Source organism: Arthrobacter citreus (assembly GCF_038405225.1).
GTDB classification, from domain to species: Bacteria; Actinomycetota; Actinomycetes; order Actinomycetales; family Micrococcaceae; genus Arthrobacter_B; species Arthrobacter_B citreus_A.
Map to the genome: position 1 here is coordinate 1,096,061 of NZ_CP151657.1, position 21,041 is coordinate 1,117,101.

Sequence of the window (21,041 nt, forward strand, 5' to 3'; positions counted from 1 at the left end):
CCCGATTGATACCCGCGGGGAGGCCGCCGGCATTCGGCTCAGGGAAAAAGGAAGCAGACGCCTGCACAGGCATCAAGTAATATTGGAGTGTCTTTGTTAACACAGGAGACAGCACACCACCAACAGACTCTGCAAAGGGGCGATGAAAGGCCTGGGAAGGCCGAATATATGACTGAATCCTCAGGAATTGGCACCATCGGGCTGGATCAGCAGACCATAGTCTTTGATTCCACTGAACACATGGTCCAGTCACTGGGTGCCAATGACGAGGCACTCAAGATCATTGAGGCCGCCTATCCGGAAGCCAGCCTGCACGTGCGGGGCAACGAGCTTTCGATCTCCGGTCCGGCACCCGTGGTGGAACTCACCCACCGGCTGGTGACAGAGGTTCGGATCCTGGCGCGCAGCCAGACCAAGGTCACCCCGCAGCTGCTGGAACAGCTGATCACGATGCTCCGGGACCAGAGCGCGCCGCGCCCGGCGGAGGTCCTGACGCAGAACATCCTCTCCAGCCGCGGGCGCACCATCCGGCCCAAAACGCTGAACCAGAAGAACTACGTCGACGCGATCGACAAGAACACCATCGTGTTCGGTATTGGCCCGGCCGGAACCGGCAAGACCTACCTCGCCATGGCAAAGGCGGTCCAGGCCCTTCAGCAGAAAGAAGTCAGCCGGATCATCCTGACCCGTCCCGCGGTGGAGGCCGGCGAACGCCTCGGCTTCCTGCCCGGGACCCTCAGCGACAAGATTGATCCCTATCTCCGTCCGCTGTACGACGCACTGCACGACATGATGGACCCGGATTCCATTCCGCGCCTCATGGCGGCCGGAACCATCGAAGTTGCTCCGCTGGCATACATGCGCGGACGCACCCTCAACGACGCCTTCATCATCTTGGACGAAGCGCAGAACACCACGCCCGAGCAGATGAAGATGTTCCTGACCCGGCTGGGGTTCGGGTCCAAGATGGTGGTGACCGGTGACGTCACCCAGGTGGACCTGCCGGGTGGGACGGCCTCCGGCCTGCGCATTGTCCACGACATCCTCGGCGACATCGATGACGTCTCCTTCTCTGAGCTGCATGCCACTGACGTGGTCCGGCACTCGCTGGTCAGCAGTATCGTGACCGCGTACAGCGAATGGGACGAGTCGAAGCGAAGCGCCGCTGCCGCCGCCGGCAACGGCCGCTCCGCCGGGCGGGGGACCGGCAAGTGAGCATCGAGGTCAACAACGAGTCCGCGGTAGCCGTGGACGAAGAGGAACTCTCCCGGCTGGGCCGGTACCTGCTGGACAACCTGTACGTGCATCCGGAAGCTGAACTCTCCATCATCCTGGTGGACGAGGAAGCCATGGAAAAGCTGCACATTGAGTGGATGGACATCCCCGGCGCCACCGATGTGCTGTCCTTCCCCATGGACGAACTGCGCCCGGGTGTTCCCGGGCGCGTCACACCGGCGGGAGTCCTCGGCGATATTGTGCTGTGCCCGCAGGTGGCCGCCGAACAGGCCGACACCGCGGGGCACAGCATGCAGGAGGAACTGCTGCTGCTGACAACGCACGGCGTGCTGCACCTGCTGGGTTATGACCACGCGGAACCCGAAGAAGAGCAGGAAATGTTCGGACTTCAGCGCCAGCTTCTTTCCTCGTACCTGGGCCGGGACGCCCCGAAGGAGACGCGCAGTTGAGCGTTGCCCTGCTGATTTTCATGGCCGTGGCGTTCATGGTCCTGGCCGGGCTGCTGACGGCCGCCGAATCGGCGTACGGCTACCTGCCGCGGCATGAGGCCGAGGCGCTGCTGCACGGAAAGGCCGGCAAACCGCTGCGCAAAATCCTGCAGCACCCGGTCGCCCATATGCACGCCCTGCGCTTTTGGCGTGTCTGGTTCGAGATGGCCACTGCGGTTTCCGTGGCCACCCTCTTCCAGATGCTCCTGGACAACATTTGGCTGGCCGGGCTGCTGGCCACCGTGGTGATGGCCGGCATCGGTTTTGTCCTGGTGGGGGTCTCACCGCGGCAGATCGGCCGCAAGCACGTGACCGGCGTCGTCGTCCTGACCGCCGGCATGGTGCGCTTCCTCCGTGTGGTGCTTGGTCCGGTTCCCGGCTGGCTCGTTCGGCTGGGCACCGCCGTTGCCCCGGGCACCCAGGGCCCCGACGCCGCGTTCTTCACGGAAGAGGAATTCCGTGAACTGCTGGACCGCGCGTCCGAGGCGGACATGATCGAAAACACCGAAGCCGAGCTCATCCACTCCGTGTTCGAGCTCGGCGACACGAAGGTCCGTTCCGTGATGGTGCCCCGGACGGACATGGTCTGCATTGACTCCGGATCCAACCTGCGCCAGGCCATGTCCCTGTTCCTGCGCTCGGGATACTCGCGGGTTCCGGTGATCGAGGACAGCGCCGACCAGATCGTGGGCATCCTGTACCTCAAGGACGTGGCGGCGCAGATGCATTCCAACCCCGGCGAGGCCACGGTCCGCCGGGTGGAGGAATTCGCACGCGGCGTCCGCTACGTTCCCGAGTCCAAAGCAGTCAGTGAGCTGCTGCAGGAACTGCAGCGCGAATCCACCCACGTGGCAATCGTGATCGATGAGTATGGCGGCACCGCCGGACTGGTCACACTGGAGGACCTGATCGAAGAGATCGTCGGCGAGATCGTGGACGAATACGATTCCGAGCGCCCCGAGATCGAAAACCTCGGCGGAGGACGCTACCGCATCAGTTCCCGCGCCGGCATCGACGACCTTGGCGAGCTCTTCGACGTCGACCTCGAAGACGACGAGGTGGACACGGTGGGCGGACTGCTGGCCAAGGCCCTGGGCCGCGTGCCGATTGTTGGCAGCGAAGTGGTGGTGGACGGCGTCGTGCTCCACGCCGAGCGCCTCGAGGGCCGCCGCAACCGCGTGTCCCACATCATTGCCTGGAAGCAGGACCGCGCGGATGAAACAGACGAAAACAACGACGACGGCAGGGAATCCTCCCGCGTCCACTCAACAGAATTGGTACCCCGTAATGACTGACTCACAGTTCCGCGCCGGCTTTGTTTCACTGGTGGGCCGGCCCAACGCCGGCAAATCCACCCTGACCAACGCCCTCGTTGGCCAGAAGGTGGCCATCACCTCCTCAAAGCCCCAGACCACGCGGCACACCATCCGCGGGATTGTGCACCGCGAGGACTCCCAGCTGATCCTCGTGGACACTCCGGGCCTGCACCGGCCGCGGACGCTGCTCGGCAAGCGCCTGAATGACCTGGTGGCCGACACACTCGCTGAGGTGGACGCCATTGGTTTCTGCCTTCCGGCCAACGAAGCCGTGGGGCCGGGCGACCGGTACATCGCCAAGCAGCTCGCTGCGCTGAAGAAGAAGCCGGTGGTGGCCCTGGTCACCAAGACCGACCTGGTGGACCGGGCGGCCCTGGCCAAGCAGCTGATGGCCGTCACCGCCCTGGGCAACGAGGTCCTGGGCGAAGCCGGGTGGGCCGACATCGTGCCGGTTTCGGCAGCGGACGGATTCCAGGTGGACACCGTCGCGGAGGTCCTCTCCGGATACATGCCCGCATCCCCGCCTCTGTACCCGGACGGCGAGCTGACCGATGAACCGGAAGCGGTCATGGTGGCGGAACTCATCCGCGAAGCCGCACTGGAAGGCGTCCGCGATGAGCTTCCTCACTCGCTGGCCGTGGTGGTTGACGAGATTGTTCCCCGCGAGGGCCGCTCCGAAGACAACCAGTTGTTGGATATCCGCGTGAACCTGTACGTGGAACGGTCTTCCCAGAAGGCCATTATTATCGGCAAGGGCGGTGCCCGGCTCCGCGAGGTCGGCACCAATGCGCGGCTGGCGATCGAAGCGCTGCTGGGCACCCGCATCTACCTTGACCTGCACGTCAAAATCGCCAAGGACTGGCAGCGCGATCCCAAGCAGCTGGTGAAACTGGGCTTCTAAAACCGCCCAATTGCGGGTACCCTGAATTTTCTTTTCAGGGTCGCCGCGTACACTTTGATCATCCACGTGCACATCACCAGTGTTGAACACGAATCTGAAGACGAATCATTGAAGGGGACCGGCTCATGTCATCTCGCCGTGCCGTAACGGGTGCCGGTCCCTCCGGAAACTCAGCTTCCGGAGCCTCCCGGGCGCAGCATCCCGGCGGCCGGCACCTGGGCAGCGGCGGCGCCGCGCATCCGGTCCTGCGGCTGATGGCCGTACTTTTGTCCCTGACGCTCGTCAGCGGCCTGGTCTTTGTGGGCGTGCAGGTCATCCGGCTGCAGAACAACCTGGACACCAAACCGCTGAACCTCGGCTCGGGCCAGGATTCCGCTCCTCCCGTGGACACCAATACGGATCCGCTGCAGATCCTGATCCTTGGCACCGACAACCGCGAGGGCCAGGAAAGCAACAACTCGGACGTCATGATGCTGGCGAACATGTCGGCGGACCGCTCCCACGTCACGGTGGTCAGTTTCCCCCGCGACCTTCTGGTGCCGCTGCCGGCGTGCACGGATCCGGAAACCGGCAACACCTATCCCGGCATGGACCTGGGCCAGCTCAACGGCGCCCTGGGCAACGGCGGGCCGGGCTGCACCGTGGCCGCCATCAACCAGCTGACCGGACTGAACATCGACCACTTCATGATGGCCGACTTCGATGCCGTGAAGGAACTCTCCAACACCCTGGGCGGCGTTGACGTGTGCGTCAACCAGCCGGTCGAGGATGAGCTGTCCGGACTCAGCCTTCCGGCCGGAGTCAGCAGCGTCCAGGGCGACCAGGCCCTGGCTTTCCTGCGGACCCGCCACGGTTTCGGCAACGGCGGCGACGAAGGCCGCATCCGCGCTCAGCAAAGCTTCATGGCCTCCATGGTCCGCAAGGTCCAGGACGAGGGCACCCTCAACAACCTGCCCAAGCTGTACTCCATCGCCGAGACAGTCACACGGAACCTCACCGTGGACGAGGACCTGACCAGCCCGACGTCGCTGATCGCCCTGGCCGGACGGCTCAAGGACGTGGACCTGAGCCGCGTGGCCTTTGTCACCGCCCCCGTGGTGCCCTACGAATACGACAACAACCGGCTGGTGCTCGACGAAACCGCCGCCGAACCGCTCTTCACCGCGTTGGTGGAGGACCGGGACATCACCGAGCCTGCCCCGGAACCGGCACCGGAGACCACGGCACCGGATGGCGGCACCGAACCCCTCCCGGCCGAGGAAATCCCGGCCTTTGACCCCGCGTCCATTCCCGTCACCATTCTTGACGCCACCGGCAGCACTGGCGACGCAGGAACGCAGACCCGGGACCAGGCCATCGCCGAGCACCTGCTCGCTGGGGGTTACGCCCTCGCAGCTGCCGCCGGACAGACGGACGCCCCCAGTCCGGCGACGCAGATCTTCCATGCCCCCGGCTACCTGGAGATGGCGCAGCAGGTTGCGGCCGCCCTGGGCATTCCCCCCGTCCAGGTGGTGGCCAGCAACCTGGTGAACGGCGTCAGCGTCCAGATTGGACAGGACTTCCGCACCGGCACCACCATGCCCGACGCCGGTGACGTGGGCGGGCTGACCGGCCAGACCGCAGCCCAGGTTACGTGCCAAACAGCTTTCGGCAATTAACAATTGGGGCGCCCCACCGCCTGCTGTTAGGGTGGTCACGTGCGCGCAGAGCTTCTCCTCCTTAGCTGCCGCGGCGGGGCCATAACCATATAGGCCGCCCCTCGCTGCGGAGTTTGTGTTGCCCGGCCGCTCTTCTGAACTCAAAGTAAAGGCCACAGCAGACATGCGAAATGCACAGCAGCCCTCGGGAATGCCCGTCTCCAAGTACGTTCCCTTCCAGGACCAGATCAGCTTTGAACTCCCGGACCGGACCTGGCCCGACAAGCTCATCACCAAGGCTCCGCGCTGGTGCGCGGTGGACCTGCGGGACGGCAACCAGGCCCTGATCGATCCCATGAGCCCCGAGCGCAAGCACAAGATGTTCGACCTGCTGGTGAACATGGGTTACAAGGAGATCGAGGTCGGTTTTCCGTCCGCATCCCAGCTGGACTTCGACTTCGTCCGCCAGCTCATCGAAGGCGACCGGATCCCGGACGACGTCACCATCCAGGTGCTGACCCAGTCCCGCGAACACCTGATCGAGCGGACCTACGAATCACTCGAAGGCGCTGACCGCGCCATTGTGCACCTGTACAACTCCACCTCGGTGCTGCAGCGCAGGGTCGTGTTCAACACCGACCAGGACGGCATCGTGGATATCGCCCTCTCGGGCGCCCGGCTCTGCAAAAAATATGAAGAGCACCTGCGCGGCGTCGACGTCACGTACGAATACTCGCCCGAGTCCTACACCGGCACCGAACTCGAGTTTGCCCTGCGCATCTCCAACGCCGTCGCCGAGGTGCTCGAAGCCTCCCCGGACCGCCAGATGATCCTGAACCTGCCGGCCACCGTGGAAATGGCCACTCCCAATGTGTACGCCGACTCCATCGAATGGATGCACCGCAATCTCGCGAACCGGGATTCCATCATCCTGTCCCTGCACCCGCACAATGACCGCGGCACCGGAGTGGCCGCCGCCGAGCTCGGGTACCTCGCCGGGGCGGACCGCATTGAGGGCTGCCTCTTTGGCAACGGGGAGCGGACCGGCAACGTGGACCTGGTCACGCTGGGCATGAACATGTTCAGCCAGGGCATTGACCCCGAGATTGATTTCTCCGACATCGACCACGTCCGCCGCACCGTGGAGTACTGCAACCAGCTGCCCGTTCCCGAGCGTTCCCCCTACGGCGGGGACCTGGTGTTCACCGCATTCTCCGGGTCCCACCAGGACGCCATCAAGAAGGGCTTCGAGTCCATGGAGAAGGACGCGGCGGCTGCCGGAACCACCGTGGACGAAATTCCCTGGGCCGTTCCGTACCTGCCGATCGACCCCAAGGACATTGGCCGCAGCTACGAGGCGGTCATCCGGGTCAACAGCCAGTCCGGCAAGGGCGGCGTTGCCTACCTGCTCAAGAACGAGCACAACATGGACCTGCCCCGCCGGGCGCAGATCGAATTCTCGGGCGTCGTCCAGCGCCGCACCGACACCGCCGGCGGTGAAGTCACCGGCGCCGAGCTGTGGAAGGTGTTCCAGGATGAATACCTGCCCAACACCCCGGAGTCCGGCGGAGAACCGTGGGGACATTACGCGCTGTCCTCGGTCAACGCCGACACGGCGGAGGACGGGACGTTCAAGCTGACGGCGTCGCTGCTCAACGGGGGAGTGGCGCAGAAGCGCACGGCCTCCGGCACCGGCCCCATTGCCGCCCTGCTGGAAATCCTCAGCGAGGACGGAATCGACGTCCGGCTCCTGGATTACACCGAGCACGCCCTCTCCGCCAGCGGAAACGCCGCAGCGGCAGCCTATGTGGAACTGGCGGTGGGGGAGCGGGTGCTCTGGGGAGTCGGTATTGACCCCAACACCACCATGTCAGCGCTCAAGGCCGTGATTTCCGCCGTCAACCGGGCGATCCGCGACCAGTCCTGATCCGCAAAACCGCCGCGTTCGGCGCGCCCGGGAGCCCACGGTTCCCGGGTGCGCCTTACTGCCGGCCGGACGTGGGAAAATAGCAGAGTGGCAGGAAAATCATTTGCTTCCCGGACGTACCGGGACGAGGGCGTCATCCTGCGCACCCACAAATTGGGTGAAGCGGACCGCATCCTGGTGCTGCTGACCCGTAGCCACGGCCAGGTGCGTGCCGTGGCCAAGGGGGTGCGCCGCACATCGAGCAAGTTCGGCGCCCGGCTTGAGCCGTTCATGGTGGCGGACCTCCAGCTTTCCTCGGGCCGCAACCTGGACATCGTGACCCAGGCGACAACCCTGGGCGCCTACGGGCACGGGATCGTTTCGGACTACGCGCGCTACACCGCCGCAGCGGCCATTGCCGAAACCGCTGAGCGGCTCACCGACGTCGACGGCGAATCAGCCAACGCGCATTACCACCTGGTGATCGGCGCGCTGGCTGCCCTGAACCGCGGCGCGCACGCTCCGGAACTCATCCTGGACTCTTACCTGCTGCGGGCGCTGGCTACGGCCGGCTGGGCCCCCAGTTTCACCATCTGCGCGCGCTGCGGCGCCCCCGGGCCGCACTCGGCGTTTTCCGCCGCCCTGGGTGGTGCGGTCTGCCCCGCATGCCGCCCGCCCGGCGCCGCCTCTCCCTCCCCGGAGACCATGGTCCTGCTGGCAGCACTGCTGTCCGGGGACTGGAAAACCGCCGACGACGCCGGGCAGCAGCCGAGGCGGGAATCCGCCGGCCTGGTGGGTAGCTACCTTCAATGGCACCTGGAACGGGTCGTCAAATCACTTCAACATGTGGAGCGTGTCTAAGCTTGCGTTCAAAGTCCCCTTCCGGCGCAAAATCTCCATCCGCCGGCCCGTCCCGCCCGGCGCCGCATCCCTCCGGAGCGGTGCCGCCGCCGGTTCCCGCCGAGCTGGTGCCGCAGCACGTGGCCATCGTCATGGACGGCAACGGACGCTGGGCCAACCAGCGCGGACTGCCCCGCACCGAGGGCCACCGGGCCGGTGAAGCAGCCCTGCTGGACGTCATGGCCGGCGCCGTCGAAATGGGGATCCGGCATGTCTCCGTGTATGCCTTTTCCACCGAGAACTGGAAGCGGTCCCCCGAAGAGGTCCGCTTCCTGATGGGCTTCAGCCGTGACGTGCTGCGCCGGCAGCGCGATCAGCTCAACGAATGGGGCGTGCGCATCCGCTGGTCCGGCCGCCGGCCGCGGCTCTGGCAGTCAGTGGTGAAGGAACTGGAGGTTGCCGAAGAGGTTACCCGGGACAACACCGTGTGCACGCTGAACATGTGCGTGAATTACGGCGGCCGGGCCGAAATCGCGGACGCGGTGTCAGCCATCGCGGCCGACGTTGCGCGGGGTAAGCTGCGCCCGGGATCCATCACTGAAAAAACCATCCAGAAATATCTGGACGAACCGGACCTGCCCGATGTGGACCTGTTCCTGCGGACCTCCGGTGAGCAGCGCCTGTCCAACTTCATGCTGTGGCAGTCCGCATACGCGGAGATGGTGTTCATGAACACCCTGTGGCCCGATGTGGACCGGCGGACGCTGTGGGAAGCCGTGGAAATCTACGCCCGCCGGGACCGCCGGTATGGGGGAGCGGTGGACCAGGCACCGCAGGCGTAGCTTCCAGGGGCACCGGCCAACGGCCGCCCGGCACCGCGGGCGTAGCGTCCGGGGGCGCCGGCCACCTGCGCGGCCAGCGTCTAGTCCGCCGGCATGAACGCCCGTGCCCACTGTTCGAGCTTGCCGTAGACCAGCCGGCGTACGGGCTTTGCCGACAGCAGGACATCGTGCAGGGCATGATCGAAGCGGCACACGGTGACCTGTGGACCCAGCAGCAGCCCGCGCTGCACCATCAGGTTCACGTCCAGGACACTGTCCGAGGTTTTCATCGACTCATTCCACGTGACGGCCACCGTGGACGTGGCTGAGGCCAGCAGCAGGATCGGAACCTTGATGTCCAGCCCCCGTGCCACCTGGGCATGTCCGTTGAGCACCGCCCTGATCCAGCCGGCCCTGATCGGCCAGCTGGATGGCGGCCTCAGGTGCGGATCAAGGTCCCACTCGCCGTCGCCGTCGCGGCTGATGCTGCGCCAGTAGTTGGTGAGCTCGGGCACTTTCAGCCTTGCCTTGGGCCGCACCCGGGCCAGCGGCTCCAGCAGGGATGCGGTGGCATTGCGCACAAGCCAGGAGCCGCGCAGCTCCAGCCACGGGCTGTTCAGGATCAGGGCTTCGATGCGGCCGGGATTCCGGTGTGCCCACAGCGAGGCGACGAGGCCACCGGTTGAGTGGGCCATCAGGGAAATCCGCACCGGAGTATCGGCGCCGCGCTGGTCCCGCACATGCGCTGTCATGGCTGCCAGGGCGGCCTCAATGTCGGCGTCGTACTCCTGCAGGTCCAGCGTGAAGCCTTCGGACTGGCCGGGCAGCAGGCTTCGTCCGTATTTGCGCAGGTCCAGGGCATAGAAGGCGACGCCGAGTCCGCTCCAGAAGTGTGCCAGTTCGGTCTGGAAGAAGTAGTCGCTCCAGCCGTGAATGTACAGGACCACATGAACCGGTTCCGGCGCCACCGGGGCCCGCAGCCCGTGCAGCATCCGCCGGACCTTGCCGGAGAAGGTGGGCGGAGGCGGAGGCTCGGGAGTGTAGGACACCAGCGTGGCCACCACGGGGCCCTCGTCGTCTTCCCCCAGCTCAAGCCTCAGGCACTGGTAACCGTCGCCCAGGATGTCTGGTTTCCACTGCTGAACGCCCGGCCCGGTGCCTGGCTGACCGGTCTGTTGAGAGTAACTGCCCATCAATCGAGAATAGGGCAGCCGGGCAGGAGCCCCGGCCCCGGGGAATACGGCGGATTCGGATTTGGTGCAGCGCCACGGCAGTGCAAGCATAAAACCATGCGCGTCTACCCTGCCTTCTTCCGTGCCGTCTTTGCCGGCATGGACCCGGAAAAGGCACATCGAATTGGTTTTGACCTGATCAAACTCTCCGCGGCGACGCCCGCCGGTCCGCTGCTGCGCCGGCTGATGCGGCCGTCCCGGGACCTGCGGGTGAGGGCCCTGGGCCTGGATTTTCCGTCTCCCTTCGGTCTGGCCGCCGGATTCGACAAGGAAGGATCCGGCATCGTTGCCCTGACCAACATGGGCTTTGGCCACGTTGAGGTGGGAACCGTGACGGGCCGTGCGCAGCCGGGCAATCCCAAACCGCGGCTCTTCCGGCTCGTGGAGGACCGTGCCGTTATCAACCGGATGGGCTTCAACAACGACGGCGCTGCCGCCGTGGCTCCGCGCGTGGCCGGCGCCCGCGCCCGGCTGGAGCGGGCTTATGGCCGGAACCGCCCCGTTATTGGCATCAACATCGGCAAGACCAAAGCGGTGGACCTGGCGGACGCCGTTGACGATTACCTGATCAGCACCCGTGAGCTGGCTCCGCACGCCGATTACCTGGTGGTCAACGTGTCCTCGCCCAACACTCCGGGACTGCGCCTGCTGCAGAATATCGAGTCCCTGCGTCCGCTGCTGTCAGCCGTGGCAGCCGCCGCCGACGAAGCTGCCGAACGGCATGTGCCGCTGCTGGTGAAGATTGCGCCCGACCTCAGCGATGACGACGTCGACGACGTCGCCCGCCTGGCCCTGGACCTCGGCCTTGACGGCGTGATTGCCACCAACACCACCATTAGCCGCAAAGGTTTGGTGACCGATCCCCGGAAGGTGATGGCCTGCGGTGTGGGCGGCCTCAGCGGTGCCCCGCTGCGGCGGCGCTCACTAGAGGTGCTGAAGCGCCTGCGGGCCGGACTCGGAGAGCACGGTCCGGTGATCATTTCGGTGGGAGGCGTGGAGTCGGCGCGCGATGTGCAGGAGCGTCTTGCCGCCGGAGCAACCCTGGTGCAGGGCTACACCGCCTTCCTCTATCAGGGTCCGTTCTGGGCCGCGCGCATCAACCGCAGGCTCGCCCGGCTGCTGAAGTAGTCGCTGGCTTCGCAGGCCCGGCCGCAGAGTCAACGGCGCTAACTGAAGAGCCAGACACAGAACAGAAGGGCCGCTCCGGGGAGCGGCCCTTCTGTTCTACAGGTACTGCGAGGTGACCAGTGCGGGTTATTCGGGCTTTTCGCCGCGCTTGACCATGGCCTTGGGAAGGCGGAAGCGGCGCAGCTGGAGTGCACGGGACACGCCGTACCAGACATCGCCGGAGTTGGGGCCGCCGAACTTTTCCGTCAGGCGGCGGCGCAGGAGTGCGCGCAGGATGAAGGAATCGAGGATGACCGCCAGGATCAGGACCCAGAAGGCGAGCATGACAATGCTCTGCACGGTGAGGTTCTGGATAAAGCTGACCACGACAAAAACGAGGGCGGCAATCATGACAAACTCGCCGAGGTTCCAGCGGGAGTCCACAACATCGCGGATGAACCGGCGCTGCGGGCCCTTGTCACGCAGGGGGAGGTAACGCTCGTCGCCGGTGTCCAGCGCGGCACGGGTCTTCAGCCGTTCTTCGCGCAGGGCTTCCCGGTTGGCGTTTTTCGCCGCTTTGCGGTCAGTGGGAACCAGCGGCCGCTGGCGCGCCGCCACCTGGTCCCTGCGCTTGGGCGTGGGTGCTCCCTTCCCCGCGGCAGTGCGGGCTGAGCTGGTCTGGGCTGCAGCAGCAGCCTGGTCCACAGTTTCCTGCGCGGTGGGCGCTTCATTCTTTCGTCCGAACACCCCTCTAGGATACCTTGGCGGCGGCGGTGGCGGACCGTGAGCCCGCATGTACTGTTTTGTTATGACTTTGAATCCAGAATCATCCTCGTCGCCGGTGGAAATCGACGCCCTTCGCTCCGCCGTCGCCGCCGATTTTCCCCGCATTGTTGAACAGCTGAAGTCCCTCGTTTCCATTCCGGGCATCGCCTGGGATTCGTTTGATCCGGAGCGGCTGAACGAGAGCGCCGAAGCGGTTGCCGCGATCATCCGCGGCGCCGGGCTGTCCGACGTGCAGATCCTGCGCGTTGACAACAACGGCAAGCCGGGCGGTCCCGCCGTCGTCGCCCGCCGCCCCGCGCAGGACGGCAAGCCCACCGTCCTGCTTTACGCCCACCACGACGTGCAGCCGCCCGGGGACCTGTCCCTGTGGGAGACCGAGCCGTTCAGCGCGACCGAGCGGAACGGCCGGCTTTACGGCCGCGGGGCCGCTGACGACAAGGCCGGAATCATGGCGCACGTTGGCGCACTGCGGGCACTGGATGAGGTGCTGGGGGAGGATTCCGGCGTCGGCATCACCCTGTTCATCGAAGGCGAGGAGGAGGCCGGTTCGCCCACCTTCCGTTCGTTCCTGGAAACCTACCGTGACCTGCTTGAAGCGGATGTCATTGTTGTGGCCGACTCCGGCAACTGGAAGGTCGGAGTGCCGGCCCTGACCACGAGCCTGCGCGGCCTGGTGGACGGCACCGTGGAGGTGCAGGTCCTGGACCACGCGGTGCACTCCGGAATGTTCGGCGGACCGGTGCTGGATGCGCCCACGCTGCTGGCACGGCTGATTGCCACCTTCCATGACGACGCCGGCGACGTGGCCATCGAGGGCCTCGTTTCCTCCGACACGGCGGCGGTGGAATACGTCGAGGCGGACTTCCGCGAGGACTCCTCAGTGCTCGACGGCGTCCAGCTCGCCGGCACCGGCTCGATCGCGTCCCGGCTGTGGACCAAGCCGGCCCTGTCCATCATCGGTATTGATGTCCCCACCGTTGCCATGTCCTCGAACACCATCCAGCCCAAGGCGCGCGCGAAGTTCAGCCTGCGGCTCGCCCCGGGGCAGAGCCCGGCTGAGGCCATGGCCGCCGTTGACCGCCATGTCCAGGCCAACGCGCCGTTCGGCGCCAAGGTGACGTTCACGCCGGGGGAGCAGGGCCAAGCGTTCGCCACCGACACGACAGCCGCCGCAGCCCGCACTGCCCTGTGGGCCCTGAAGGAAGCATGGGGCGGCGTGGAGCCGGTGGAATCCGGGATGGGCGGATCCATTCCGTTTATCGCGGACCTCACCGAGCTGTTCCCCTCCGCGCAGATCCTGATCACCGGTGTCGAGGACCCTGACTCCCGGGCGCACAGCGCCAATGAGTCCCTGGACCTCGGCGACTTCCGCAACGCCGTGCTGGCCGAGGCGCTGCTGCTGGCCGCCCTGGCCCGGGAAGGCCTGTAGGCGGCACCGCGTCTGAAAGCTTGACGCGGCACCGCGCAGGAAGGCTTGAGGCAGCACCGCGGCCGGGTCCGGAAATCTTTTCCGGCCCGGCCGCGTTGCTTCTGGGTGCATGCACCGACGTACCATGGAGAATGAACTGGCCCGGACTCCGGGGGAGCGCAACTGCTCTCCCGCGCACGGACCACGTGAAGAAAGAGAGAAGCAATGAGTACTTCCACCAGCGAAACCGGCACTGGAGTGGACACGGCAGCAGCTGCAGCCCTGGAAACGGAGCTGCCGACCCACGAAGTTGCCCTCTCCGATGTTGCCGCCGGAAAGGTGCGCAGCCTGTTGGAGCAGGAAGGCCGAACCGATCTGCGGCTTCGCGTGGCTGTTCAGCCGGGCGGCTGCTCAGGCCTGATTTACCAGCTGTACTTTGACGAGCGCGTCCTTGACGGCGACGCTGTCCGGGACTTCGACGGCGTCGAGGTCATTGTGGACAAGATGAGCGTGCCGTACCTGTCCGGTGCCTCGATCGACTTCGAGGACACCATCTCCAAGCAGGGGTTCACCATCGACAACCCCAACGCCGGCGGATCGTGCGCCTGCGGCGACTCGTTCCACTAAGCTTCGCCACGGGTACCCCGTTTCACTAACGGGGAGCCCGCGGCCGCAGGGGCCGTAACACACGGTATTTTGCGGGAACGCGGTGCGGTCTGTCACTGGATGGCCACGCGTGCGGGTAAGCTCTACACGTAGTAGTAAAACTGATCGTGCGCAGTTGGGGGAATATTTCTGCCTGCTGTGCCGCACTTGCACGTAACAAGAGGAAGGGCCGTCTGTGAGTTCGCAGGACCGAACCAGCAGCCGACGCGCCAGGATCTTAAAGATCTCAGCCGTAACGTCGGCCGGCGCGTTGTTTTTATCGGGTTGTTCGTCAGAAGTCCAAAGAGGCTGGTTGCCCACGGAACGCGACATGACCAACCACACCGGCCGAATCATGGACCTGTGGGTCAATTCATGGATCGCCGCTCTGGCAGTTGGCGTGCTCACCTGGGCACTGATCATTTGGTGCATCGTCGCTTACCGCCGCCGGAAGAACGAGACCGGCTACCCGCGGCAGCTGAGCTACAACCTTCCCTTGGAGATTTTCTACACGGCAATCCCGCTGTTCATGGTGCTCGTGTTGTTCTACTTCACGGACCAGGACATCCGCGCCATCAGTGAGCGCGTTGATGACCCGGACGTCGTCGTCGACGTCCGCGGCAAGCAGTGGTCATGGGACTTCAACTATGTCAACGAGGACAAGTACGACCTCAACGTCCAGGTGAACCTGGATGGCACGGAGAAGGCCGAGTCGGACATGCCGACCCTGTACCTTCCCGTCAACCAGACCGTTGAGCTCCAGCTGAACTCCCGCGACGTGCAGCACTCCTTCTGGGTTCCCGCCTTCCTGCAGAAGATGGACCTTTACCCGGGACGCACCAACTACATCAACATCACTCCCGGCATCGAGGGCACCTACGAAGGTAAGTGCGCCGAGCTGTGCGGCGAGTACCACTCGGAAATGCTCTTCAACGTCAAGGTTGTTTCGGAAGCTGAATACGACGCTTACATGAACACCCTGCCTGATGGTCAGGTCGGCTCCGAGTACGACCGCGTGTACAACTCAGAATCAAGCGAAGTAAGGAGGTAGGAGGAAGCTGTGACTACTCTCGAATACACTTCGGAAGATACTCAAGTTGCACCGCGCGTCGTCCCCGTCTCCAAGGGACGCATCATCGTCAGTTGGATCACCTCCACTGACCACAAGACCATCGGGTTCATGTACCTGATCACCTCATTCATCTTCTTCTGCCTCGCAGGCGTGATGGCCCTGGTCATCCGTGCGGAACTGTTTGAGCCCGGTATGCAGATCCTGCAGACCAAGGAGCAGTACAACCAGCTGTTCACCATGCACGGCACGGTGATGCTGCTGATGTTCGCCACGCCGCTGTTCGCCGGCTTCGCCAACGTCATGATGCCGCTGCAGATCGGCGCACCCGACGTTGCGTTCCCGCGCCTGAACGCGCTGGCCTTCTGGTTCTTCCTCTTCGGCAGCACCATTGCCGTGGCCGGCTTCATCACCCCGCAGGGCGCCGCCTCCTTTGGCTGGTTCGCCTATGCGCCGCTGTCCAACACAACCTTCTCCCCGGGCGTGGGCGGAGACTTGTGGGTGTTCGGCCTGGCCCTGTCGGGCTTCGGCACCATCCTCGGTGCGGTGAACTTCATCACCACCATCATCTGCATGCGTGCCCCGGGCATGACCATGTGGCGCATGCCGATCTTCACCTGGAACACCCTAGTGACCGGTATCCTCATCCTGATGGCCTTCCCGCCGCTGGCCGCCGCACTGTTTGCACTGGGTGCGGACCGCCGGTTCGGGGCACACATCTTTGATCCCGAACGCGGTGGCGCCATCCTGTGGCAGCACCTGTTCTGGTTCTTCGGCCACCCCGAGGTCTACATCATCGCGCTGCCGTTCTTCGGCATTGTTTCCGAAATCTTCCCGGTCTTCAGCCGCAAGCCGATCTTCGGTTACAAGGGCCTGGTGTACGCCACCATCGCCATTGCAGCCCTGTCCGTGACCGTGTGGGCTCACCACATGTACGTCACCGGCGCTGTCATGCTGCCGTTCTTCTCCTTCATGACCATGCTGATCGCGGTGCCAACCGGCGTGAAGTTCTTCAACTGGATCGGCACGATGTGGCGGGGGTCGATTACCTTCGAAACTCCCATGCTGTGGAGCATCGGGTTCCTGATCACGTTCCTCTTCGGTGGACTGACCGGAATTATCCTGGCCTCCCCGCCGCTCGACTTCCACGTTTCGGACACCTACTTCGTGGTGGCTCACTTCCACTACGTGGTCTTCGGAACCGTTGTCTTCGCGATGTTCGCCGGCTTCTACTTCTGGTGGCCCAAGTGGACCGGGAAGATGCTCAACGAGCGTCTGGGCAAGATCCACTTCTGGATGCTGTTTGTCGGCTTCCACGCAACGTTCCTGATCCAGCACTGGCTGGGCGTGCTCGGCATGCCGCGCCGCTACGCCGACTACCTGCCGGAGGACAACTTCACGCTGATGAACCAGTTCTCCACCGTGGGTTCCTTCCTCCTGGGCGCGTCAATGATTCCGTTCTTCTGGAACGTGTACATCACCTGGCGCCACGGCAAGAAGGTGGAAGTTGACGACCCCTGGGGCTTCGGCGGATCGCTGGAGTGGGCCACTTCGTGCCCGCCTCCGCGCCACAACTTCACGTCCCTGCCGCGCATTCGTTCCGAGCGCCCGGCACTGGATCTGCACCACCCTGAACTGCAGCAGACGGTGACCGATACGTCGGCCGCCGGCAAGGTCTTCGGACCGGGCGACCGTAAGGAGAAAGTCAATTGAAGGTAGAGACTAAACTCTTCGCTTACATGGCGCCGTTCTTCCTGGTGGTCGGGGTTGTCTACGGCTACCTCGTCGAGTGGATGGAACCGGTTGGCTTCCTGGCACTGTTCCTGACCGCCGGCATGTCGGCCATGATCGCCTTTTACATCGGCTTCACCGGCAAGCGCATCGGCGCACGTCCGGAGGACCGGCTCGACGCCGAAATCCACGAAGGTTCCGGCGAGCAGGGTTTCTTCAGCCCCTGGAGCTGGTGGCCGCTGCTGCTGGGTCTGTCCGCCGCAGGCGGATTCCTCGGCATGGCCGTGGGCTGGTGGATCCTTTACATCAGTGCCGGCATGGCGCTGATCGCCCTGGTTGGCTGGGTCTTTGAATACAGCCGCGGAGCCCACGCACACTAAGGCTTCCGCACAAATTCCTGAGGGATACTCTCCAGGGATTGAACCTGGAAACGAAACACCGGCAGAGGACCCGCACTTGGTGCGGGTCCTCCGCTGTTTAACGCAGGCAAGTTAACGCAGGCATGCTTGAAGTGCGGGAACTCTGGCTGCGTTCCGTCAGGATCCGGCGGCGTTACAGGCCTGCAGCGGCGACCGCTATCCTTGATGAAGCACCACCGCCGAGGGAAGGAACCGGATGCTCAGGATGACGGACCCCAGGATCCGGCGAAGGTAATGCACCAGGCGTTCAAGAATTTCCCCGAGCTGCTCGACCCGCTCTCCGATGTGGCGAAACACCTGCAGCTGCAGAACATCCTGCGGCGGTTTGTGGATCAGCACGCCAGTGCGGGCGCCGCCATTCCGAGCGAACGCGTGCTGGCCGAGCATTTCGGCGTGGCACGCATGACCGTCCGGCAGGCCATTGATGCCCTGGTGGCCGATGAAGTGCTTGAACGGGTGGTGGGACTTGGCACCTTCGTGGCCCGCCCCAAGCTGGACCTGCAGGTGAAGCTGACGTCATACAGCGAGGAAATGCACCGCCGCGGCATGGTGCCCGATGCGCGGGTCCTGAGCTTCGAGCAGATCGGCGCATCGCGCCTGGTTGCGCGGGAGCTGCAGATTGACCCGGGCCAGCCTGTGATCCGTTTCCGCCGCCAGCTCCTTGCTGACGGCGAGCCCATGAGCGTGGACGAGAACTTCATTCCCGCCTCGCACGTTCCGGGAATGCTCGATGAAGAGCCGCCCACGTCCCTGTACCGGGTGCTCAGTGAGCGCTACGGCATGGTGATGGAATGGGGAGAGGACACCATAGAGGCAACCGCGGCTTCGGCCTCAATTGCCCGGCTGCTCAATGTCGAGCTGGGTGCCCCGCTCCTGAAGATCCAGCGGCACGCCTATGTGGCGCGCTCCATGGTGGACTACTCGGTGTCGTACTACCGCGCCGACCGGTACAAGCTTTGGGTACCCCTGCAGCGGCCTGGGATGCGCACACCGCGTTCCTATCACCCCGGCCGGCATCAGGGCTCCTGACGCCGCCTGGGAGGCCGTCGAAGCGGACCCTGATCCGGGACCTGTCCGCTCTCCGGCGCCCACCACTTACTCAATCCTCATTCCAGCCCTTCAGCGTGGAAACACGACAGACCGCATTACCCAGCCAGGAGGCTTCCGAACAATGAACATCACCGTGATGTACCACCGGGACAGCAAGGGGGTCCTGCACTTCCGCGAGGCCATGTACGACGCCGAGTCCGAAGAGTTCATGATCAACCAGGGCCCCGTGGGCTACATGGGAAACAGCAGCGTTGTTGCCAATATTGATGAGGCTGCCGCGGAAAAGAAGTTTGCCGCCTTCGCTGCGAAGTCAGCGGAACTCGGTTACGCGGAACTGCCGCCCGAGGAGCAGCACTGGGTTGTGGCGCAGTATGCCCTGAAGTCCGCCGAAGGCACGGAGCGTGACCGGTACCTCGAGTACAAGGCCCGCACCGCGCTGGCGTCCTATTTCTCCTGGCGTGGCCTGGGCACCGTCGAGGAAAGCGAATTCGTGCCCGGCAAGCTGAACATCTTCTGCCTGGTTCCGGACGTGCCCAAGGCGGTGAAGGGCATGCTCGTGGTCCTGCGCGATGCCAACCTGGACTTCACCAAGCTCAGCGTCGGTTCCTCGCCGTTTGCCGAGCCCGGCAAATGGAAGCGGCGGCACCCGCTTCCGGCCAAGACACCGTTTGTCCTGGATTAGCGGGAAACACAAAGGGAGCCGGTCAGCATCTGCTGACCGGCTCCCTTTCTGTTGTTACGACATGCTGTCCCGCGGAGGACTACCGGTTCGTGATCGAAGCCTGGTCTTCCGCTTCCGCTTCAATTTCAGCGGGGGACTCGTGGTGGTGCGCCGCTTCAAGTTCCCGCGGAGTAACCGGGGCAACCCGGTCCTCGAAGAAGAACCGTGACAGGCGGCCGCGGAGCTTCTCCTTGCCGGAGATCTTGCCGCGTGCATCCGGCTGGGCCGGAGCCACCTCGGGGGCTGCGAAGTCCACCAGCTTGTAGCGCTTGTACTCGTCCACGGGCTCGTGGACTTCGATGTACTCGCCGTGCGGCAGACGGACAATGCGTCCGCTCTCCACGCCGTGCAGGACAATCTCGCGGTCCTTGCGCTGCAGCGCCAGGGCGATGCGGCGGGTGACTGCGAAGGCGATCAGCGGCCCGAAGATGACCAGGAAGCGGAGCCAGTACGTCACATCGTTCAGCGACACATGGAAGTGCGTGGCGATGAGGTCGGAACTGGCCGCTGCCCACATGGTGCAGTAGAAGACGATGCCGGCTACGCCGACGCCCGTGCGGAACGGGGCGTTGCGCGGGCGGTCCAGCAGGTTGTGAACTGCCTTGTCCTTGGTCAGCCAGGCTTCAATCCAAGGCCAGGTGAACAGGAGGGTGAAGACAATTCCAGCCGGAACCAGCGCCGGGAACAGCACGTTCATGGAGAGCGTGTTGGTGCCCCACGGGAACGGGATGTTCCACTCCATCGGGATGTTGCCGATCCAGCCCGGCATCAGGCGCAGGGCGCCGTCAACCCAGCCGATGTACCAGTCAGGCTGGGTACCGGCGGACACGGGGGAGGGGTCGTACGGGCCGTAGTTCCAGATCGGGTTGATCGTGAACAGCCCGGCGATGACGGCGATGATGCCGAAGACGATGAAGAAGAATCCACCGGCCTTGGCTGCGTAAACCGGTCCAACCGGGTAGCCGACAACGTTGTTGTTCGTGCGGCCGGGGCCGCGGAACTGGGTGTGCTTGTGAACAACCACCATGAAGAGGTGAATGGCGATCATCAGCAGGATCAACGCCGGCACCAGGAGGATGTGGAGCATGTACAGGCGGCCGATGATATCGGTGCCCGGGAATTCTCCGCCGAAGAGGAAGAAGCTGATGTAGGTTCCGACAACCGGAACAGCCTTGATCACGCCGTCGATAATCCGCAGGCCGTTACCGGACAGCAGGTCATCGGGAAGCGAGTAACCGGTGAAGCCGGCTGCGAGGGACAGGATGAGCAGGACGCCGCCCACCACCCAGTTCAGCTCGCGGGGCTTGCGGAATGCGCCGGTGAAGAACACACGGAGCATGTGCACCGATACGGCGGCAACAAACAGCAGCGCGGACCAGTGGTGAACCTGGCGCATGAAGAGGCCGCCGCGGATATCGAAGGAGATGTTCAGCGAGGACTCGTAAGCCACCGACATCTCGACGCCCTTAAGCGGGACGTAGCTGCCGTTGTAGTGCGTTTCGGCCATTGACGGGTCGAAGAAGAACGTCAGGAACGTTCCGGACAGCAGGAGGATGACGAAGCAGTACAGCGCGACTTCGCCGAACATGAACGACCAGTGGTCCGGAAAGACCTTGCGGCCGAATTCCTTGACCATGGCGGAGCCGCCGACCCGGGAGTCGACGAAGTTGGTAACGCGGCCCAGACGGGTCTTGGCCTCGTAGGGAGTAGCGGAGGGAACACTCATGG

General features: G+C 64.4%; 19 protein-coding genes. 16 read left to right on the plus strand and 3 right to left on the minus strand.

The genetic code is table 11. From position 1 onward, the window contains the following. Positions 1-168: 168 nt before the first annotated feature. From AAE021_RS05090 to AAE021_RS05125, 8 genes are all read left to right on the plus strand, one after another. The gene (locus AAE021_RS05090) at positions 169-1,215 is read left to right on the plus strand and encodes a PhoH family protein (protein ID WP_342024535.1); all 1,047 of its coding nucleotides are present in this window, start codon (positions 169-171) and stop codon (positions 1,213-1,215) included. Further along, positions 1,212-1,685 carry an rRNA maturation RNase YbeY gene (gene ybeY / locus AAE021_RS05095; RefSeq protein WP_342024536.1) on the plus strand — a complete coding sequence of 158 codons (474 nt, stop codon included), beginning with the start codon at positions 1,212-1,214 and terminating at the stop codon, positions 1,683-1,685. Before AAE021_RS05090 ends, ybeY begins: the two co-directional genes overlap by 4 nt. After that, complete coding sequence (locus tag AAE021_RS05100) at positions 1,682-3,019, plus strand: hemolysin family protein (RefSeq protein WP_342024537.1); 1,338 nt, start codon at positions 1,682-1,684, stop codon at positions 3,017-3,019. Before ybeY ends, AAE021_RS05100 begins: the two co-directional genes overlap by 4 nt. Then, positions 3,012-3,941, plus strand: coding sequence for a GTPase Era (gene era / locus AAE021_RS05105; protein ID WP_342024538.1), 930 nt, complete (start codon positions 3,012-3,014; stop codon positions 3,939-3,941). Before AAE021_RS05100 ends, era begins: the two co-directional genes overlap by 8 nt. 125 nt (positions 3,942-4,066) lie before the next feature. Continuing rightward, positions 4,067-5,599, plus strand: a complete 1,533-nt coding sequence (locus AAE021_RS05110) for an LCP family protein (RefSeq protein WP_342024539.1) — start codon at positions 4,067-4,069, stop codon at positions 5,597-5,599. A gap of 163 nt (positions 5,600-5,762) precedes the next feature. Then, complete coding sequence (leuA, locus tag AAE021_RS05115) at positions 5,763-7,505, plus strand: 2-isopropylmalate synthase (RefSeq protein ID WP_342024540.1); 1,743 nt, start codon at positions 5,763-5,765, stop codon at positions 7,503-7,505. Positions 7,506-7,592: 87 nt separating this feature from the next. Continuing rightward, positions 7,593-8,345 (plus strand): DNA repair protein RecO, encoded by a 753-nt coding sequence (recO, locus tag AAE021_RS05120; RefSeq protein WP_342024541.1) that lies wholly within the window; start codon positions 7,593-7,595, stop codon positions 8,343-8,345. Positions 8,346-8,347: 2 nt separating this feature from the next. After that, complete coding sequence (locus AAE021_RS05125) at positions 8,348-9,166, plus strand: isoprenyl transferase (RefSeq protein WP_342024542.1); 819 nt, start codon at positions 8,348-8,350, stop codon at positions 9,164-9,166. Between the two features lie 80 nt (positions 9,167-9,246). Here the strand turns inward: AAE021_RS05125 and AAE021_RS05130 are convergent, their stop codons facing one another. Then, positions 9,247-10,338, minus strand: a complete 1,092-nt coding sequence (locus AAE021_RS05130) for an alpha/beta hydrolase (RefSeq protein WP_342024543.1) — start codon at positions 10,336-10,338, stop codon at positions 9,247-9,249. A 96-nt stretch (positions 10,339-10,434) separates the two neighbouring features. Here AAE021_RS05130 and AAE021_RS05135 point away from each other — a divergent pair, with 96 nt between their 5' ends. Continuing rightward, positions 10,435-11,505 (plus strand): quinone-dependent dihydroorotate dehydrogenase, encoded by a 1,071-nt coding sequence (locus tag AAE021_RS05135; RefSeq protein ID WP_342024545.1) that lies wholly within the window; start codon positions 10,435-10,437, stop codon positions 11,503-11,505. Positions 11,506-11,631: 126 nt separating this feature from the next. Here the strand turns inward: AAE021_RS05135 and AAE021_RS05140 are convergent, their stop codons facing one another. Beyond that, a complete protein-coding gene (locus AAE021_RS05140) occupies positions 11,632-12,231 on the minus strand; it encodes a DUF3043 domain-containing protein (RefSeq protein WP_342024547.1) in 600 nt (199 codons plus the stop codon). 61 nt (positions 12,232-12,292) lie between these two features. Between AAE021_RS05140 and AAE021_RS05145 the strand changes: the two genes are divergently transcribed. The 7 genes from AAE021_RS05145 to AAE021_RS05175 all read left to right on the plus strand — a co-directional run bounded on the left by AAE021_RS05145 (position 12,293) and on the right by AAE021_RS05175 (position 19,274). Continuing rightward, positions 12,293-13,699 (plus strand): dipeptidase, encoded by a 1,407-nt coding sequence (locus AAE021_RS05145; protein WP_342024548.1) that lies wholly within the window; start codon positions 12,293-12,295, stop codon positions 13,697-13,699. A 204-nt stretch (positions 13,700-13,903) separates the two neighbouring features. Then, entirely contained in the window at positions 13,904-14,305 is a 402-nt protein-coding gene (locus AAE021_RS05150; protein ID WP_342024549.1) for an iron-sulfur cluster assembly accessory protein, read from the plus strand. A gap of 214 nt (positions 14,306-14,519) precedes the next feature. Then, positions 14,520-15,374, plus strand: a complete 855-nt coding sequence (gene coxB, locus AAE021_RS05155) for a cytochrome c oxidase subunit II (RefSeq protein ID WP_342024550.1) — start codon at positions 14,520-14,522, stop codon at positions 15,372-15,374. Between the two features lie 9 nt (positions 15,375-15,383). Further along, positions 15,384-17,105, plus strand: coding sequence for a cytochrome c oxidase subunit I (gene ctaD, locus AAE021_RS05160; protein WP_342024551.1), 1,722 nt, complete (start codon positions 15,384-15,386; stop codon positions 17,103-17,105). Continuing rightward, entirely contained in the window at positions 17,102-17,503 is a 402-nt protein-coding gene (locus tag AAE021_RS05165; RefSeq protein WP_342024552.1) for a cytochrome c oxidase subunit 4, read from the plus strand. The genes ctaD and AAE021_RS05165 overlap by 4 nt, the downstream gene beginning before the upstream one ends. 273 nt (positions 17,504-17,776) lie before the next feature. Beyond that, positions 17,777-18,571, plus strand: coding sequence for a GntR family transcriptional regulator (locus AAE021_RS05170; RefSeq protein ID WP_342024553.1), 795 nt, complete (start codon positions 17,777-17,779; stop codon positions 18,569-18,571). Between the two features lie 142 nt (positions 18,572-18,713). After that, complete coding sequence (locus AAE021_RS05175; RefSeq protein ID WP_342024554.1) at positions 18,714-19,274, plus strand: hypothetical protein; 561 nt, start codon at positions 18,714-18,716, stop codon at positions 19,272-19,274. A gap of 79 nt (positions 19,275-19,353) precedes the next feature. Here AAE021_RS05175 and AAE021_RS05180 read toward each other — a convergent pair whose 3' ends face one another. Further along, positions 19,354-21,039, minus strand: coding sequence for a ubiquinol-cytochrome c reductase cytochrome b subunit (locus AAE021_RS05180; protein WP_342024555.1), 1,686 nt, complete (start codon positions 21,037-21,039; stop codon positions 19,354-19,356). Positions 21,040-21,041 lie beyond the last annotated feature (2 nt).

Bases quoted from the DNA above. Each gene is read 5' to 3' on its own strand.
- AAE021_RS05090 (WP_342024535.1), top strand. From the start codon at position 169: ATGACTGAATCCTCAGGAATTGGCACCATCGGGCTGGATCAGCAGACC.
- era (WP_342024538.1), top strand. From the start codon at position 3,012: ATGACTGACTCACAGTTCCGCGCCGGCTTTGTTTCACTGGTGGGCCGG.
- AAE021_RS05110 (WP_342024539.1), top strand. From the start codon at position 4,067: ATGTCATCTCGCCGTGCCGTAACGGGTGCCGGTCCCTCCGGAAACTCA.
- leuA (WP_342024540.1), top strand. From the start codon at position 5,763: ATGCGAAATGCACAGCAGCCCTCGGGAATGCCCGTCTCCAAGTACGTT.
- AAE021_RS05130 (WP_342024543.1), bottom strand. From the start codon at position 10,338: ATGGGCAGTTACTCTCAACAGACCGGTCAGCCAGGCACCGGGCCGGGC.
- AAE021_RS05135 (WP_342024545.1), top strand. From the start codon at position 10,435: ATGCGCGTCTACCCTGCCTTCTTCCGTGCCGTCTTTGCCGGCATGGAC.
- AAE021_RS05145 (WP_342024548.1), top strand. From the start codon at position 12,293: ATGACTTTGAATCCAGAATCATCCTCGTCGCCGGTGGAAATCGACGCC.
- AAE021_RS05150 (WP_342024549.1), top strand. From the start codon at position 13,904: ATGAGTACTTCCACCAGCGAAACCGGCACTGGAGTGGACACGGCAGCA.
- AAE021_RS05170 (WP_342024553.1), top strand. From the start codon at position 17,777: ATGCACCAGGCGTTCAAGAATTTCCCCGAGCTGCTCGACCCGCTCTCC.
- AAE021_RS05175 (WP_342024554.1), top strand. From the start codon at position 18,714: ATGAACATCACCGTGATGTACCACCGGGACAGCAAGGGGGTCCTGCAC.
- AAE021_RS05180 (WP_342024555.1), bottom strand. From the start codon at position 21,039: ATGAGTGTTCCCTCCGCTACTCCCTACGAGGCCAAGACCCGTCTGGGC.